Source organism: Bacteroides sp. AM23-12, from assembly GCF_003434395.1.
GTDB lineage: Bacteria > Bacteroidota > Bacteroidia > Bacteroidales > Bacteroidaceae > Bacteroides > Bacteroides thetaiotaomicron.
Genome location: NZ_QTLF01000038.1, coordinates 1 through 16,360 on the forward strand (window position 1 = coordinate 1; position 16,360 = coordinate 16,360).

A 16,360-nucleotide genomic window follows, 5' to 3' on the forward strand; every position below is an offset into this window, starting at 1 on the left:
ATATTTTGTTGTGATATTTAATACTGCAAATGTAAATGTGTCAAAAGCAACTAAACTCTCCTCCTTCCTGAAGGAGGGGAATTTAGTTGCTTTTGACACATCTTCTTTTCTGTTTCTTATTTCAGTAAATGTCCCCCTTCCCTGTGTTTTGATTTACTACTTAATCTGTTAATTATTAGAATGATAATAACAGATGTTCTTTTCTCTAATTGTCCCCCTCTTTCTTTCCTTGTTTTATAAGCCGATTGCCTATCTTTGCGGCAGGTCTTTAAATAATAAATTAAAAAGAGAAAACTACTTTATGAAACACATTTCAAACTTCCTCAGATCAAAAAGCTGGAACGTATTTTTGTTTTTATATCTTGCTCTTCCTTTGTTTGCGCAAAAGGAATATAAGATCGATCAGGTATCCGTTGTCAATGTAGGCGATGGCAGACTGTTGTTTCGGGAACTGAAAACGGAAAAAGCATTGAATGGCGAACATCGCATCATAGATGGTTATCATTCCGCCTATGTGCTGGCATCTTTTAAAGATGGTTTTTATGATGGCGGATACAAAGAATATGTGGACAATATATTAATAACGGAAGGAAGTTATAAAGAAGGGCGGAAGGATGGCCTCTTCAAGATTAACTCCAAGTTTGACGGTAAGCTGAAAGAAGAAAAGTCCTATAAGGAAGGTAAGCTGGACGGTACGAGCAAAAGTTACTTTACTACCGGAAAAGTGGAAAGTGAAAGAAACTTCCGGATGGGGAAAGAGCACGGGAAGCAACTGTCGTACGAATCTGACGGTACTTTGCGGAAAGAGCATAATTACAAGGACGGGAAGCAGGTAGGCAAACAGTATACTTTTCTGAAAGGTACATATGATTTGTATGAGACCGTTTATTTCAATGAAGAAGGTTTGCAGGACGGTGAATATTCGTCCGTGTTTACGTTTGGCTCGCCACGTATACTGGGTAGTTATAAGAATGGAAAGAAGAATGGTCGGTGGACTACTTTTGCTGAAAGCGGAGATACGCTGATGATTGAAACCTATCTGGATGGAAAAGAAGATGGACTCCATGTCTCATTTGCCAACGGAAGTGGGGTAAGGCAGAAAGAATATTATATGAAGAACGATCGTAAAGACGGTTTATACCGTGAATATAATCTGGAAAATGGTGAATTGAGATATGAAGATACCTATCAGGCCGGCAGATTGCATGGCAAGGAACGACGGCTGATAGTGAGCAACCGCTTTGATTATTGGGAAACTTCTACCTATGTGAACGGAAGGCAGAACGGACCGTTCGAAGCTCGTTATGTAAAGAATGACCAGCTTCGTGAATGTGGGGAATATAAGAATGGTCGCCGTGTAGGACGATGGAAACGCTACACTATTGATGGTAAACTGGAAAAGGAATGGGATGAAAACTAACCGGTAGATGAAAGGTCAGGGCATAAAAAAAGGAGCAACGCCTTGCTCCAACCTTTGTTAACCTTAAATCTAATACTATGAAAAACACAGTGCAAAGATACGGACTTCTGTGAAATCTGCAAATTATCCAAGTAAAACGCTATGTTTTATAACATTGATTAAGTGTTTGTTTTACGCTTTATACTTTTGTTAATACTTTCCGATGGTCTGAAAGAGGACTGCTTTCCTTCTTTTTAGAATAATAAATAGCTGAAGTTAGAGAACTTTACAGTATTATTTCTTATTTTTGTTCTTAATTGGATTACAGAAAGAACTACGAAATGATGAGATGGATGAAGACGATGAGATATCTGAAGTGGATGCTGGTGCTGTTTTGTTTAATCGGGATGACGGCTTGCCGGCAGGATACACCCCGTTTTCGTATTGGGGTGGCTCAATGCAGCGATGATTCATGGCGACATAAGATGAATGATGAGATTCTTCGGGAAGCGATGTTTTATAATGGTGTTTCGGTGGAAATCCGTTCGGCAGGGGATGATAACAGTAAGCAGGCGGAAGATGTCCATTATTTTATGGACGAAGGAGTCGATCTGCTGATTATTTCCGCTAACGAAGCTGCTCCTATGACTCCGATTGTAGAAGAAGCTTATCAGAAAGGCATCCCCGTTATTCTTGTAGACCGGAAGATTCTTTCGGATAAATATACTGCCTATATCGGAGCCGATAATTATGAAATTGGTCGTTCGGTAGGAAACTATATTGCCTCCAGTCTGAAAGGGAAGGGAAATATAGTAGAACTGACAGGATTGAGCGGTTCGACTCCTGCAATGGAACGGCATCAGGGATTTATGGCTGCCATCAGTAAATTCCCGGATATAAAGCTGATTGATAAAGCGGATGCTGCTTGGGAACGTGGTCCGGCAGAGATAGAAATGGATAGTATGCTTCGGAGGCATCCTAAGATTGATGCTGTGTATGCCCATAATGACCGTATCGCTCCGGGTGCCTATCAGGCAGCAAAGATGGCAGGGCGGGAGAAGGAAATGATTTTTGTCGGCATAGATGCCTTGCCGGGTAAGGGAAACGGACTGGAACTGGTTCTGGACAGTGTGCTGGATGCCACCTTTATCTATCCGACCAATGGTGATAAGGTACTGCAACTGGCTATGGATATTCTGGAGAAGAAACCCTATCCCAAAGAAACGGTGATGAATACCGCTGTTGTGGACCGTACCAACGCACACGTCATGCAGTTGCAGACCACACACATTTCCGAACTCGACAAAAAGATTGAAACGCTCAACGGACGTATCGGTGGCTATCTCTCTCAGGTAGCTACACAACAGGTCGTTTTATACGGCAGTCTGATTATCCTTTTATTGGTAGCCGGCTTATTATTGGTCGTTTATAAATCACTCCGCTCAAAGAATCGCTTGAATAAAGAACTTTTTAAGCAGAAGCAACAATTGGAAGAGCAACGTGACAAACTGGAAGAACAGCGTGACCAATTGATACAACTTTCTCATCAACTGGAAGAAGCTACTCATGCCAAGCTGGTATTCTTCACCAATATTTCTCACGACTTCCGTACTCCGTTGACATTGGTTGCCGATCCGGTAGAACATTTGTTGGCGGACAAGACATTGAGCGGAGATCAGCACCGGATGCTCATGCTGATTCAGCGGAATGTGAACATCCTTCTGCGTCTGGTCAATCAGATTCTGGATTTCCGTAAATATGAAAACGGCAAGATGGAATATACTCCGGTTACGGTGGATGTCCTTTCTTCTTTCGAAGGATGGAATGAGTCTTTTCAGGCGGCAGCCCGTAAGAAGCATATCCATTTTTCTTTTGATAGTATGCCGGATACGGATTATCATACACTGGCAGACATGGAGAAGCTGGAACGTATTTATTTCAATCTCCTGTCCAATGCCTTTAAGTTTACACCGGAAAACGGGAAAATAGCCATCCGTCTGTCTTCCCTTAGTAAAGAGGACAAGCGATGGATACGTTTCACGGTGGCAAATACCGGTTCCATGATTTCTGCCGAACATATCCGCAATGTATTCGACCGTTTCTATAAGATCGATATGCACCATACCGGTTCGGGAATCGGACTGGCATTGGTAAAAGCCTTCGTAGAAATGCACGGTGGTATGATCTCTGTAGAGAGCGATGAGAAACAGGGCACGGTCTTTACCGTTGAACTGCCTGTACAGTCTTGCGAGGCTGTTGCTGCCGAACCGGATACCACCCTTGTTTCTGCGGATTCCCGTACAACAGATGTTCTATTGGCAGAAGAGGAAGAACTGGAAAAAGGATATGACTCTTCCAAATCGTCCGTATTGATTATTGATGATAATGAGGATATCCGTTCGTATGTTCATACGCTGTTGCATACAGACTATACGGTGATTGAAGCGGCAGACGGCTCCGAAGGAATCCGTAAGGCTATGAAGTATGTTCCGGACCTGATCATTTCTGATGTGATGATGCCGGGCATTGATGGCATTGAATGTTGCCGCCGGCTGAAAAGTGAGTTACAGACCTGTCATATTCCGGTTATTCTGTTGACAGCGTGTTCACTGGACGAACAGCGTATTCAGGGATATGACGGTGGTGCGGATTCTTATATTTCAAAGCCGTTCAGTTCACAGCTGTTGTTGGCACGTGTCCGCAATCTGATTGATTCTCACCGTCGTCTGAAACAGTTCTTTGGTGACGGGCAGACATTGGCAAAAGAAGATGTCTGCGATATGGACAAGGATTTTGTAGAAAGATTCAAGTCATTGATTGAAGAGAAAATGGGAGACTCCGGTTTGAATGTGGAGGACTTGGGCAAAGACATGGGACTAAGCCGTGTGCAGCTTTACCGCAAGATTAAATCATTGACTAACTACTCTCCGAATGAATTGCTCCGTATCGCCCGTTTGAAGAAGGCAGCTTCTTTGCTTGCTTCTTCGGACATGACCGTAGCGGAGATTGGTTATGAAGTCGGTTTCAGTTCACCTTCTTATTTCGCCAAGTGCTATAAAGAGCAGTTTGGAGAGAGCCCGACAGATTTCCTGAAAAGGAAAGGATGATTTCATTGTGATCGTAAAGAGGGATATATGAAAGATTATAAAGTAGATAAAGAGAGCTTTTCTGAATCCTTTCGGAAGGAAGTGTACGAAGTCGTATCCCAGATACCTGTGGGAAAAGTATCTACTTATGGAGGTATTGCTTTGCTGTTGGGGGCACCCCAATGCTCGCGGATGGTGGGACGTGCATTGAAAGAAGTGCCGGATGAATTATCCATTCCCTGCCATAGAGTTGTAAATTCCGCCGGAAGGCTGGTGCCCGGTTGGGTGGAACAAAAACAACTCTTGCTGGCAGAAGAAGTTTCTTTCAAAGCTAACGGATGCGTTAATCTGAAAGAACATTTGTGGCACGTGGATGAATGAAGGATGCAAGGAAGGTAAGCCATATCATCCGTATCCATACAATAAAGAAAACCCATACATGAAGCCATAAGGTCCTGGTAATGAAATCTCTGATGGGTACAGGGACGAATATGTCGATAGGAACGATACATAACAGCACAAAACAGCACCAAAATAGAATCTTGTCTGTTGCGGTACGTGTTGGTCTGCTCCAATACCAGAGCATGAAACCTGCCAATGCGATAATATAGGTATGCTTCTCGGCGGAGTCACTCAGTAATACTACCCAGCCCATGAGAATGCCCAAAGCCTGGGCACGGAAGGCAAAAGACGACCATTTGCGGAAATTCCCCAAAAAGAGCAGAGTCAGCAAGCCGAGCATTCCTATCTGAAGTGCACGGAAGTGTGGCAATGTCCATGCTGCAATGGGGCGGGCATAGAAAAATGAATCATAAGCTCCGGTGGACTGATGAACAGCAAGACTATGGCACCATTCTTCATAATAGGGGAGCAAATCTGCAGGAGCTATTTTGATTAACGGTAATGCAAGCAATACAATGCCCATTGTAACGGCATAGCCAAAGTTACGCCATACGTGAGGATAGCACAGCAACAATGCCAGTTCGAAAATTCCATATACTTTGGTACATCCCGAAATCATGATTAACAGAACAGCCAGAAATCCACGGTCTTTTTCCAATAACGTATAGGCGAATAAGAATAAATAGGCTACCGTTATGTTATACTGAAATGAAAGTAAACTTTGTCCTAAAATCAGTAACAGAAAAAGGAACATACGGCATTTCTGCTGCTGGGTGAATTGTTGGGGCAGCGTGAAGATCGCCATAAAGAACAGCGAATAATTGAATAGATTCCACGCGAAAGGTCCCAGCCATGCAGGCAGATACGCAAACGGAGCGAACAATACCGTGAAAACTGGAGAATAAAGGAAGTAGCGTCCGTGAGCTTCTACAAATTCAGTTGTGTATGGGCTGATGCCTTGCCAGAAGAATTGAGTAGCGTCCGAGAAGACCATAAAGTTTTGATGCCGTCCTCGTATAAATTCGAGCAGAGTCACTATAAAAGCGAGCAGGAAACCTATCATGTAGAGATTCCGCCGGCTATAGAAAAACGGCATTTTGGGGTTCTTTTTACTAAGGAACTGTACTTGGCTTTTGTCGTCTAGTGTGGCAGTACCTGTTTGTTTTTCTTTTGTTGTGTAATGACAATTATCCTTCCCCAGGAAAATTGTAATAGCCCTGTTGAACATATAAATCTAGTTTAGTTATTGACGCCAAATATACGGTGTTTAAGTGAAATATTCAAACTTATTTTATATTTATCTGCCGGTTTGTTCTATTTTGCTGAGTGATAGGGGAATATTACCCGGAAACTTTCCATATCATTACAAATAAAGCCCTCTGTATGCCCCGGATTTTGAATATAATTTGTATGTTTAATCCGTTTTTTGTATCTTTGTGCCAGCAAGATACTGGAACAGGCTGTTTTTATACATAAAAATGCTATTTTTTGCTATTCGTTGAAAGGATTATCTTATCAAATTCTATTCCTTTTTTAATTACTCAGTCTGTCAATAATCATTTTATTAATTATTTCGGGATTCATTGTTATTTGTCCCGTATTTAAATCAGAACTTTATACGATATAAAGAAAGATTCCTGTTATCGTTTGTTCTTGTCTTGCTGTGTATATTATTTTAATAACCTAAACCATTTTATTGTATGAGTAAAATAGAAATTAAAGATCTCTATCTGGTTTTTGGCAATGAGAAGCAGAAGGCTTTGAAGATGTTGAAAGAAGGTAAAACAAAAAGTGAAATATTGAAAGCGACCGGATGTACAGTTGCGGTGAAAGATGCGAATCTTTCCATTAATGAAGGCGAAATATTCGTCATTATGGGGCTGTCCGGTAGTGGAAAGTCCACTTTACTCCGCTGCATCAACCGTTTGATACGCCCTACTTCCGGAGAAGTGATTATCAATGGAACAGACATAGCCAAAGTGTCGGATAAGGAACTGTTGCAGATTCGCCGGAAAGAACTGGCTATGGTCTTTCAGAACTTCGGTCTGCTTCCTCACCGTTCTGTCTTGCATAATATAGCTTTCGGGCTCGAACTACAGGGAGTAAAAAAGGGAGAACGGGAGCAGAAAGCGATGGAAAGCATGCAACTGGTGGGGCTGAAAGGCTACGAGAATCAGATGGTAAGTGAACTGTCGGGTGGGATGCAGCAGCGTGTCGGGCTGGCGCGGGCTTTGGCCAATAATCCCGAAGTCCTGTTGATGGATGAGGCCTTCTCGGCACTCGATCCTTTGATCCGTGTGCAGATGCAGGATGAACTGCTGACTTTGCAGTCGAAGATGAAAAAAACGATTGTCTTTATTACTCACGACCTGAGTGAAGCGATTAAATTGGGTGACCGGATTGCTATCATGAAGGATGGAGAAATTGTACAAATCGGTACATCGGAAGAAATCCTGACCGAACCTGCCAACGCTTATGTAGAACGATTTGTGGAGAATGTAGATCGAAGCAAGATTATAACAGCTTCCTCTGTTATGGTAGATAAACCCATAGTGGCACGTTTGAAGAAAGAAGGCCCGGAGGTGCTGATCCGTAAGATGCGCGAACGGAATCTGACCGTTCTTCCGGTAGTCGATTCCAATAATCTGTTAGTAGGAGAGGTGCGGTTGAATGACTTGCTGAAACTACGAAAAGAGCAAATCCGCTCCATCGAGTCCGTAGTAAGGCATGAAGTTCATTCAGTGCTGGGTGATACGGTGCTGGAAGATATTCTTCCGTTGATGACAAAAACGAACTCGCCAATCTGGGTCGTAAATGAGAATCGGGAGTTTGAAGGCGTAGTGCCACTTTCCTCATTGATCATCGAAGTAACGGGAAAAGATAAAGAAGAAATTAATGAAATCATTCAAAACGCAATAGAATTATGATAAATATCGGACAATATATAGAGACTGCCATTAATTGGCTCACAGAACATTTTGCTTCCTTTTTTGATGCTCTCAGCATGGGGATCGGAGGATTCATAGACGGTTTTCAGCACGTACTGTTTGGAATACCTTTTTATATCACAATTGCAGTGCTGGCTGCGCTCGCCTGGTTTAAGTCGGGTAAGGGGACAGCCGTATTTACCCTCTTGGGTTTATTGCTTATTTACGGCATGGGCTTTTGGGAAGAAACGATGCAGACATTGGCATTGGTACTTTCTTCCACTTGTCTGGCATTGCTTTTAGGCGTTCCGTTGGGAATCTGGACTGCCAACAGTGATCGTTGTAACAAGATAATGCGCCCTGTCCTCGACTTTATGCAGACAATGCCTGCCTTTGTCTATCTGATTCCTGCCGTTCTATTCTTCGGATTGGGAACTGTGCCGGGAGCTTTTGCCACCATCATCTTTGCAATGCCTCCTGTGGTTCGTCTGACCGGTCTGGGCATTCGTCAGGTTCCTAAAAACGTAGTAGAAGCCTCCCGCTCTTTTGGAGCTACTCCCTGGCAGCTTCTTTATAAGGTGCAATTGCCTTTGGCGTTGCCTACTATTCTGACGGGAATCAACCAGACGATCATGATGTCACTTTCGATGGTAGTGATTGCTGCCATGATTTCTGCCGGAGGATTGGGAGAAATCGTGCTGAAAGGTATCACCCAAATGAAAATCGGACTCGGATTTGAAGGCGGTATCGCAGTCGTGATATTGGCGATCGTGCTGGACCGCATCACTCAGGGTATGGCAGATAACAGAAAAAGTAAAAAGAAATAAGAATCACACCAAAGAAAGGAATAATCAATGAATAAGATAAAAATGATTGCGGCAATGTTTATTGCCGGCATACTCTTAACCTTCGTTTCCTGCGGAGACAACGGAAAGAGTAAGAAGATAAGTATCGCTTATGCCAACTGGTCGGAAGGTATTGCAATGACAAACCTTGCCAAAGCGATTTTTGAAGATCAGGGGTACGATGTAAAGTTGCTGAATGCCGACCTTGCACCTATATTTACCTCTATCTCCCGTAAGAAAGCAGACGTATTTATGGATGTCTGGATGCCTGTCACTATGGAAGATTATATGAAACAATACGGGGATAAACTCGAAGTTATCGGGGATATTTATGATGGTGCCCGTATCGGGCTGGTGGTTCCGGATTACGTTACGATCAACTCAATCGAAGAACTGAACGCGGAAAAGGAACGTTTCTCCGGTCAGATTGTCGGTATTGATGCCGGAGCCGGTATTATGAAAGCTACCGATCAGGCCATCAAAGACTATGGATTGGATTATAAACTGATGACTTCGAGCGGACCTGCCATGACTGCTTCCCTAAAGAAAGCGATTGATAAGAAAGACTGGATTGTCGTGACGGGATGGACGCCTCACTGGATGTTCGACCGTTTCAAGCTGAAAGTTCTTCAGGACCCGAAGCTGATATATGGAAATACGGAATCCATTCATACCATAGCATGGAAAGGTTTTAGCGAGAAAGACCCTTTTGCTGCCGAACTTTTGGGCAACATTCGTCTGACAGATGCGGAAATCAGCTCCTTAATGACTGCTCTGGAAGAGGCGCAGACAACGGAAAGACAGGCTGCCCGTCAATGGATGGAAGAACATCAGGAACTGGTGAACAGTTGGATTCCTGAGAAAGATTGATATGCAAACACTACTTCAACCATCCCGCCATTCTTTCTTTACCATAGAAGTAGTAGAAAAGTAGTCCCAGCCAGCTGGTAAGAACGATTAATACAATCGCTATAAGTCTTTTCTCTACAGCCGCATTTATATTCCAAATCTCTATGGCAGCTCTGAAAGTCAGTATCAAACCGATAATCCAAATAACAAATCCGATCATATCTTTAGAGTTTTAATGAATATCTTCGTGAGAAGTAATCGTTACTTCTAAGATATAAACAAAAAAGGCAGGAATCTGTTTCCAGAATTCCTGCCTTTTATTATGTACAAAGTATTTCTACTTATTATTCAGCTGTATCAGCTCCCCAGTTTTCTCTGGCAAGACGTTTGTAGCTGTTGTAACGCCATTTAGCGTTTTCTTCAGCAGCTTTAAACAGTTCTTCAGCTTCAGCAGGATATTGTTTCATTACAGAAGCGTAACGAACTTCACCCTTCAAGAAACCTTGGAAGTCTTCCCAGTTAGGTTCTTTGCTATCCAGTTGGAACGGATTCTTGCCTTCTTCTTCCAAAGCAGGGTTGTAACGCCACAAGTGCCAGTAACCGCACTTAACAGCCTTTTCTTCTTCTTCCTGGCTCTTACCCATACCGGCTTTCAGACCGTGGTTGATACATGGAGCGTAAGCGATGATCAGTGATGGTCCCGGATATGCTTCAGCTTCACGGATAGCTTTCAGAGTCTGAGCCTGGTCAGCACCCATAGCAATCTGAGCAACATATACATAACCGTAAGTAGTAGCCATCAGACCGAGGTCTTTCTTACGTACACGCTTACCTGCAGCAGCAAACTTAGCGATAGCGCCTACCGGAGTAGCTTTAGAAGACTGACCACCTGTGTTAGAGTAAACCTCAGTATCCAATACAAGGATGTTAACGTCCTTACCGGAAGCGATTACATGGTCAAGACCACCGTAACCGATATCATAAGAAGCACCGTCACCACCGATGATCCATTGGCTGCGTTTAACAAGATATTGTTGCAGATCAGCGATTTGCTTGCAGTGGTTGCATTTATCTTTAGCAGCTTCTACCATCGGAATGATCTTTTCGGCCAGTTCCTTAGTCTTTTCTGCATCCAGCATATTGTTGATCCATTCAGCAAATACTTCTTTGTATTCAGCCGGGCAGCAATCAGAAGCGATAGCTTCGTTCATTACTTTCACCAGACGGGCACGCATCTTTTCGTTAGCCAGTTCCATACCCAGACCAAATTCACAGAAGTCTTCGAACAAGGAGTTAGCCCATGCAGGACCGTGACCCTTTTCGTTCATAGTGTACGGAGTAGAAGGAACTGAACCGGAGTAGATAGAAGAACATCCTGTAGCGTTAGCAACCATTTCACGGTCACCGAACAACTGAGAAATCAGTTTCACGTACGGAGTTTCACCACAACCGGAGCAAGCGCCTGAGAACTCAAACAACGGAGTTGCGAACTGAGAGTTCTTCACGTTAGCCTTGATGTCTACCAGGTGTTGTTTGCTCTTCACGTTTTCAGCGCAGTAAGTCCAGTTATCAGCTTCGGCCAACTGGCTTTCAAGGTGTTTCATGGTCAATGCCTTGCCACCCTTCTTCGGATTACCCGGACAGATGTCGGCACAGTTACCGCAACCCAGACAGTCGAGAACGTCTACCTGAATACGGAATGTCATACCATCGAATGCTTTACCTACAGCTTTCAGTTGCTCGAACTTAGCACCCTTCTGCTCTTCAGCATCGAGTACGAACGGACGGATAGAAGCGTGAGGACAAACGTAAGCACACTTGTTACACTGAATACAGTTTTCAGCATTCCATTCGGGAACGAATGCAGCTACACCACGTTTTTCGTATTTGGAAGTACCTTGATACCAAGTACCGTCTTCGATACCCTTGAATGCAGATACCGGCAGCAAGTCACCGTCCTGTGCATTGATCGGACGAACTACTTCGTTGATGAAAGCAGGATCATTGTTTTCTGCTTTTGCATCATCCGGCAGGTTAGCCCAAGCAGGATCAACAGTTAGAGTCTTGTATTCACCACCGCGGTCTACAGCAGCATAGTTCTTGTTTACAACGTCTTCACCCTTCTTGCCGTAAGACTTAACGATGAATTTCTTCATCTGTTCAACAGCTTGATCTACAGGGATTACGCCTGTGATACGGAAGAATGCAGACTGAAGGATTGTATTGGTACGGTTGCCCAAACCAATTTCCATTGCAATCTGAGTTGCGTTGATATAGTATACAGAGATGTTGTTCTGTGCAAAGTATTTCTTCACCTTGTTAGGCAGGTTCTTAGCCAGTTCTTCGCCTTCCCAGATGGTGTTCAGCAAGAAAGAACCGTTCTTACGCAAACCACGTGTTACGTCGTACATGTGCAGGTAAGCCTGAACGTGACAAGCAACGAAGTTCGGAGTATTTACCAAGTAAGTAGAACGGATCGGAGTGTCACCGAAACGCAAGTGAGAACAAGTGAAACCACCCGACTTCTTGGAGTCGTAAGAGAAGTAAGCCTGACAGTGTTTGTCGGTGTTGTCACCGATAATCTTAACAGAGTTCTTGTTGGCACCTACTGTGCCGTCAGCACCCAGACCGTAGAATTTAGCTTCGAACATACCTTCACCGCCCAGAGCGATTTCTTCTTTCTGAGGAAGAGAAGTGAACGTAACGTCGTCTACGATACCGATAGTGAAGTGGTTCTTCGGCATTGGCATAGCCAAGTTTTCGAATACAGAGATGATCTGTGCCGGAGTTGTATCTTTTGAACCCAGACCGTAGCGACCGCCAACGATAACAGGAGCATTTTCTGCGCCATAGAAGCAGTCTTTAACGTCAAGGTAAAGAGGTTCGCCGTTAGCACCCGGTTCTTTTGTACGGTCAAGCACTGCGATGCTCTTTGCAGTCTTGGGTACAGCAGCCAGGAAGTGTTTAGCAGAGAACGGACGATACAAGTGTACGGCAACCATACCTACTTTTTCGCCGTTTGCTACCAAGTGGTCGATAGCTTCGCGGGCAGCTTCAGTTACAGAACCCATTGCGATAATTACGCGTTCTGCATCTTCTGCACCGTAGTAATCGAACAAACCGTATTTGCGGCCTGTGATCTTGGAAATTTCGTTCATGTATTCTTCTACGATAGCAGGAACTGCTTCATAGTAGTTATTGCATGATTCACGATGTTGGAAGAAGTGGTCGGGGTTTTCAGCCATACCACGGGCAACCGGCTTCATCGGATTCAGTGCACGGGCACGGAATTCAGCCAAAGCTTCCTGGTCGATCAGCGGAGCGAGGTCGTCGTTTTCCAACATTTCGATCTTCTGGATTTCGTGAGAAGTACGGAAACCATCGAAGAAGTTCATGAACGGAACGCGTGATTTGATAGTAGCCAGATGAGCAACACCTGCCAAATCCATAACTTCCTGTACAGAACCTTCTGCCAACATAGCGAAGCCGGTTTGACGAGCTGACATTACGTCCTGATGGTCACCGAAGATACACAATGCGTGAGAAGCCAGTGTACGAGCAGAAACGTGGAATACACAAGGCAAGAATTCACCGGCAATCTTGTACATGTTAGGGATCATCAAAAGAAGACCCTGAGAAGCAGTGTAAGTAGTAGTCAATGCACCAGCCTGAAGAGAACCGTGAACTGCACCGGCAGCACCACCTTCAGATTGCATTTCCTGTACCAATACTGTTTCGCCGAAGATGTTCTTACGTCCTGCGGCAGCCCATTCGTCTACGTACTCAGCCATAGTCGAAGAAGGAGTGATGGGGTAGATAGCTGCTACTTCAGAGAACATATACGAGATATGTGCTGCAGCTTGGTTACCATCACATGTGATGAATTTCTTCTGTTTAGTCATAACTAAATTAAATATTTAAGTAAATAAATCTTTTTAGTATAAGAATCCGAACATCCAAAGAGGTATTTGGTTGCCGCGGCCTATCTCAGCCTTTTGCAACGCATACGTCACGTCCGGGTTATTCTTTATTTTTGTACCTTCCGCACAAATTTTGAACGGCATCACTTCGTCTACCATGAAAGAGACGTTTTTATCTCCTTTATGTACCTTATGGTCTTTCCATAAAGTGTTAACGAAGAACGTGTCGAGTACATCCTGTTCTTCCACTTTCACCGGATAAATGGAGTACATCAGGTTAGAGTTGTGCATCATAATCTTTGACGGTTTCTTTGGGAATTCTTCTCCTTTCGGGTAAACCAGATTAATCAGACGCGCGTCTGCCAGATACTTGATATAGTTCATTACCGTAGCGCGGGATGTCTGTACGTCACTTGCCAGTTGGCTCACGTTCGGAGCTTTCGGTCCGTCCACAGCCAACAAATATAGTAATTTTTTTATCTTTGAAAGATATTTCAGCTCAATTTGTTTGATCAGCAAGATATCCACTTCTACCATCATGTTCATTGTTTTCAGCAGATTCTCCGAGAAATTACGTTTTTCAAGGAAGAAAGGGTAGAAACCATGATGCAGGTAATCCTGAAAATAATCCAGCGGTCGTACTTTGGAAAGTACTCCTTTGGCTATCTGTTCATGTGTACTGAGGATTTCTTCGAGGCTGTATGCCCGGAATTTCATTCCTGTCTGCAGGTTCAGAAATTCACGGAAAGAGAATCCGCGCAGGTTATAACTTTTCGCAATGTCACGCAATTCGAGGTTTTCCTCTTTGAGTCGCATGACGGAAGAACCGGTGAAGACAATCTTCAGGCTGGGGAAACGGTCATAGCACATTCGTAGCTCTTTGCTCCATTCGGGATGTTTGAACACCTGGTCGATCAGCAGTACTTTTCCGCCACGTTTCTGAAACTCGTTGGCGAAGTCAACAAGGCTGTGACCGGAGAAATAAAAGTTGTTCATATTGATGAACAGACAGGAACGGTCGGTGCCGAATTTCTCTTTGGCGTACTGCAGGAGGAAAGTGGTTTTTCCTACGCCACGTGTCCCTTTGATACCAATCAGACGGTCACTCCAGTCGATCTCGTCCATAAGATCGCGGCGAACGGGGGCATTGGTGTGCTCAACGAGGTAGGCGTGTGTGCGATAGAATGATTCCATTTCGTTTCTTTGTTTTTCGGCTGGCAAATATAGTGCTTTTTTTAGGATTTGCAAAGTAGAGATAGCAAAAATGTGCTTTAATTTATAAGTTTCTCTTTATTGTGTAAGTTCCTGATTATTTCCTGTATATATTTGCAGAATAATGTGTTGAATCCATCTTTGACATGACGAAAAGACCTGTTTATATATTCAATCCGGAGCATGATATGGCGTTGGCAAGCGGTGAGACGAACTATATGGCGCCGGCTTCCGCCCGACAGATGGCGAGTGACCTGGCGTTGCTTCCTATGTGGTATGCCGAAGCGGGAAGTGCGGTGCTTGCACCGTCTGCTTATAATGCGGACTTCCTGAAAACAAAGAGTGAACTTTTGGGCATGGATGTGGCCTTGTTGACGGAACCGGAAGTGGCTGACGGTAAAGACTGGAAGTTCTCTCCGTGGGGTTGGGACCCTGCTTTGCGGAAGCGTTTGATGACATTGGGGGCAGGTCAGACGGAGCTGCCTTCTGCGGATTATATGAATATTCTGAGAGAGCATTCGCATCGTCTGCAGGCGGTAAAGTTGTTGCCTGGGTTGCGGTTGAATGAATACTTCTGTGGAGAATCTTTTTATTTGAGTACTTTGGCGGAGTGCAGTGCGTTCGTCGAAGGGCGGGAAGCGTGCTTGTTAAAAGCTCCGCTTTCCGGAAGCGGGAAAGGATTGAATTGGTGTAAAGGCATATTTACTACTTTTATTTCCGGTTGGTGTGCCCGTGTCGCTGCTTCTCAGGGTGGGGTGGTAGGCGAACCTATATATAATAAGGTGGAAGATTTCGCTATGGAGTTTTATGCTGACGGGAGAGGAAGGGTTGTTTTTGCCGGATATTCGGTCTTCCACACGGGTGGGAGTGGGATGTATGCAGGGAATGACTTGCTGTCTGACGAGAAGATTCTGCAGAAACTATCGGCTTATGTGCCACAAGAAGAATTTATCAGGCTGCGGACTCGTTTGGAAGAAGAATTGTCAGCTTTGTTCGGTGGCTTTTATCATGGATACTTGGGAGTGGATATGATGATTTGTCATTTTCCGGATGAAGCGCCTGTTTACCGGATTCATCCTTGTGTCGAAATTAATCTGCGAATGAATATGGGGGTGGTGGCATGGCTCTTGACGGATCGTTATTTGGCTGCGGATGCGGAAGGAGTTTTTCGGATTGATTATTATCCTTTAGCCGGTCAGGCTTTGGAGGAACATCGGCAGATGTCGGCTTCGTTCCCTTTGTCCGTAGAGAATAATCGGGTGTGTGCCGGATATTTGCCGTTAGTACCGGTGACGCCTCAAAGCCGGTATCGTGCGTTTCTTTTGCTTACTCTCCCCCAGTGAAAAAGATAGTGCTTTTGCTCTCATGCTCTAACAGTTCGTCTGTATCCCTTTATTCATCGATGTTTTAGCTGTTAGAGATCCAGTGGTAGCAGAGTGAGAGCAAGGACTTGCTCTCACTCTGCATCGTCCTGATAAATACCGTTTTTACTGTGTTATTCTTTGATTTACAGGATGTTAATATCTGATATCTCAACTGTTAACGTTTGATTTCTCAGATATTAATAATTGAGAAATCAAGTATTAAGGACTGATAATTTATGTATTATTGACTGATATATGATTTAATGTTTTCAGAGAGAGCAGTACTATTGAAGTAGCTGATGCGTTCAATGTGATTGGAACATGCGGTTAAGTCAATCAAATCAACAGTAGTTTCA

General features: G+C 44.0%; 11 protein-coding genes. 7 read left to right on the top strand and 4 right to left on the bottom strand.

Going from position 1 to position 16,360, the window contains the following annotated elements; genetic code table 11:
• Nucleotides 1–193 precede the first annotated feature (193 nt).
• The 3 genes from DW640_RS20475 (at nucleotide 194) to DW640_RS20485 (ending at nucleotide 4,866) form a co-directional block, all read left to right on the top strand.
• Entirely contained in the window at nucleotides 194–1,420 is a 1,227-nt protein-coding gene (locus tag DW640_RS20475) for a toxin-antitoxin system YwqK family antitoxin (RefSeq protein WP_117578894.1), read from the top strand.
• Nucleotides 1,421–1,761: 341 nt separating this feature from the next.
• Nucleotides 1,762–4,506 carry a substrate-binding domain-containing protein gene (locus tag DW640_RS20480; protein WP_315986453.1) on the top strand — a complete coding sequence of 915 codons (2,745 nt, stop codon included), beginning with the start codon at nucleotides 1,762–1,764 and terminating at the stop codon, nucleotides 4,504–4,506.
• A gap of 27 nt (nucleotides 4,507–4,533) precedes the next feature.
• A complete protein-coding gene (locus DW640_RS20485) occupies nucleotides 4,534–4,866 on the top strand; it encodes an MGMT family protein (protein WP_055229579.1) in 333 nt (110 codons plus the stop codon).
• Here the strand turns inward: DW640_RS20485 and DW640_RS20490 are convergent.
• Nucleotides 4,829–5,983, bottom strand: coding sequence for a glycosyltransferase family 87 protein (locus tag DW640_RS20490; RefSeq protein WP_117578895.1), 1,155 nt, complete (start codon nucleotides 5,981–5,983; stop codon nucleotides 4,829–4,831). The two genes, DW640_RS20485 and DW640_RS20490, sit on opposite strands and share 38 nt — an antisense overlap.
• Before the next feature lie 604 nt (nucleotides 5,984–6,587).
• Here DW640_RS20490 and DW640_RS20495 point away from each other — a divergent pair.
• The 3 genes from DW640_RS20495 to DW640_RS20505 are packed head-to-tail and all read left to right on the top strand — an operon-like array spanning nucleotide 6,588 to nucleotide 9,529.
• Nucleotides 6,588–7,814 (top strand): glycine betaine/L-proline ABC transporter ATP-binding protein, encoded by a 1,227-nt coding sequence (locus DW640_RS20495; protein WP_008767787.1) that lies wholly within the window; start codon nucleotides 6,588–6,590, stop codon nucleotides 7,812–7,814.
• A complete protein-coding gene (locus DW640_RS20500) occupies nucleotides 7,811–8,641 on the top strand; it encodes a proline/glycine betaine ABC transporter permease (RefSeq protein WP_008763296.1) in 831 nt (276 codons plus the stop codon). The genes DW640_RS20495 and DW640_RS20500 overlap by 4 nt, the downstream gene beginning before the upstream one ends.
• Nucleotides 8,642–8,668: 27 nt before the next feature.
• On the top strand, nucleotides 8,669–9,529 hold the full coding sequence (locus DW640_RS20505; protein ID WP_008763297.1) for a glycine betaine ABC transporter substrate-binding protein: 861 nt from the start codon (nucleotides 8,669–8,671) through the stop codon (nucleotides 9,527–9,529).
• A 10-nt stretch (nucleotides 9,530–9,539) separates the two neighbouring features.
• On the opposite strand, the gene DW640_RS20510 is transcribed toward DW640_RS20505, so the two are convergent.
• The 3 genes from DW640_RS20510 to DW640_RS20520 all read right to left on the bottom strand — a co-directional run bounded on the left by DW640_RS20510 (nucleotide 9,540) and on the right by DW640_RS20520 (nucleotide 14,622).
• Nucleotides 9,540–9,728 carry a hypothetical protein gene (locus DW640_RS20510; protein WP_008763298.1) on the bottom strand — a complete coding sequence of 63 codons (189 nt, stop codon included), beginning with the start codon at nucleotides 9,726–9,728 and terminating at the stop codon, nucleotides 9,540–9,542.
• A gap of 124 nt (nucleotides 9,729–9,852) precedes the next feature.
• Nucleotides 9,853–13,410: a pyruvate:ferredoxin (flavodoxin) oxidoreductase gene (gene nifJ / locus DW640_RS20515; protein ID WP_008767789.1), complete on the bottom strand. Its 3,558-nt coding sequence runs from the start codon at nucleotides 13,408–13,410 to the stop codon at nucleotides 9,853–9,855.
• Nucleotides 13,411–13,443: 33 nt separating this feature from the next.
• Nucleotides 13,444–14,622 (bottom strand): ATP-binding protein, encoded by a 1,179-nt coding sequence (locus DW640_RS20520; RefSeq protein ID WP_008763300.1) that lies wholly within the window; start codon nucleotides 14,620–14,622, stop codon nucleotides 13,444–13,446.
• A 164-nt stretch (nucleotides 14,623–14,786) separates the two neighbouring features.
• Here DW640_RS20520 and DW640_RS20525 point away from each other — a divergent pair, with 164 nt between their 5' ends.
• On the top strand, nucleotides 14,787–15,983 hold the full coding sequence (locus DW640_RS20525; RefSeq protein ID WP_048692943.1) for a hypothetical protein: 1,197 nt from the start codon (nucleotides 14,787–14,789) through the stop codon (nucleotides 15,981–15,983).
• Nucleotides 15,984–16,360 lie beyond the last annotated feature (377 nt).